This is a genomic window from uncultured Pontibacter sp. (genome assembly GCF_947502515.1).
Taxonomy (GTDB): Bacteria; Bacteroidota; Bacteroidia; order Cytophagales; family Hymenobacteraceae; genus Pontibacter.
Genome location: NZ_CANNAI010000017.1, coordinates 1 through 1,590 on the forward strand (window position 1 = coordinate 1; position 1,590 = coordinate 1,590).

Consider the following 1,590-nt stretch of genomic DNA (forward strand, 5'->3'; position numbering starts at 1 on the left):
TGCGAGACCCGCTTGTACAGTGGTGTGAGAGGCGCACCCCGTCAGCTAACGCTGACGGGGCCGTCTACTCGATTAGCAGATGTAGTTTTATAATTCATTCCTCTTCCTCCTTCATATGGTTCATCTGTAATAATAAGGATTAAGAAAACGATAAACACTAAAATAGATACCCATAGAAAAGTCTTCTTAATGTTTATTTTCTTTCCAAACAACATATTGCTAATTGTCTTCACTAGCAATGTTATTACTCCACCTATAATAGATGATATAGTTAGATAGAAAATTATAACACCTATTGTAAGTTGTGAGAAATACATTTTTTTCGTGAAGCAATTGAGGATTTTAAATTATTATAAATGCTAACGGCCGCGTGCTTAAGATGCCGAAGCGTTAGTGAGGTTACTTAAGCATTGTGTTGCCCTAAGTGCTTTTTCTTATTGCTAATTATTTTGTTTCCACGACTTCATAAGCTGATACAGTAGAGTCAGCAGATAACTTTATTTTTAAGAGCTTTACATAAACAGGGTCAATGTCCCTTCCATAGTCTTCTACAAGTATGTAGGTAGTTTCATTTTCTTTCAACATTCCATAAGGTTCTGGATGACCTAAGAGACTGACTAAAGAATCATATGGCAATCCTTCTAATTTCTGAGACTTCAATAAGTTGTTAACCATCTTGTCCCTGTAAAGGTAACTTCCATCAACCTGCTTTTTCCATCCTTCTTTTTCAAATTCTATATCAGGTGAGCAGGCTATAAGTAAGGGAATAAAGAGCAGGTATAAACCCTTTTTAGAATTTGTTTTCATACTTTGTATTAAGGGCAACGGTTAGTACATAATGCGAGTAAGGCGTAGCCGAAGCTTGTTTTATGTGCAGTGTTAGGCTGTGATATTCTATTTACAGTTCGGTTGCAGCATTTCATGCCGTGAAGCTAAGCAATGCTTTGGCATAAAATAACGTGTTTCTCTATTGTTTTGGCAGTTCAAGTAGGTAATAAACATCTTATCTTTTTCTCTACTAATTCTTTTCACTGCGGCACCAATATCTTGGTTATCATGGGGAGAAAACTCACAACTATCAAACCAGATACTTTCTTCATTCAAGTCAAAGTCCACATAGGAAACAACTTCTTTATTGTTAAGGAAAATTAGTCTCTGGTGATTATCATCAACATCAGGTCCACTCCACCTTGCATCTATGTGCTTGCTAATGTAATCCAAACCTATTCCACCTGTATTACCCAAAAACATGTAAGCTTCATCCCATTCAAAGTCTGTCAGGCTGTCCAATGGAAATTCTATCACTTTATCCCTGCCTTGCCTTTCAGCCTTTACAATTAGATGGTCTATTTTATCCTTTAATTCCGAATTGTAGTTTTTATCTGAACAGCTTATCAGCAACAAGATGACAACTAAGTAAGAGATGTTTTTCATTGTCTTCTATAATTGCATTACCGCCTAACGTTTTGTACATAGTATGGGCAAGGCGAAGCCACAGCCTAAACTATGAACTGTGTTGCACTAAACCTTCGGTAGCTGGTTTTAAAAAGCAGCGGATAAGGGCTATCTTTTGGAATCACACTTAACTCT

General features: G+C 36.8%; 2 protein-coding genes. Both read right to left on the reverse strand.

From position 1 onward, the window contains the following. Positions 1 to 444 precede the first annotated feature (444 nt). Positions 445 to 807 (reverse strand): hypothetical protein, encoded by a 363-nt coding sequence (locus Q1A54_RS20280; RefSeq protein WP_299991861.1) that lies wholly within the window; start codon positions 805 to 807, stop codon positions 445 to 447. Between the two features lie 87 nt (positions 808 to 894). Then, positions 895 to 1,434 carry a hypothetical protein gene (locus Q1A54_RS20285; RefSeq protein ID WP_299991864.1) on the reverse strand — a complete coding sequence of 180 codons (540 nt, stop codon included), beginning with the start codon at positions 1,432 to 1,434 and terminating at the stop codon, positions 895 to 897. Between the last annotated feature and the right edge of the window lie 156 nt (positions 1,435 to 1,590).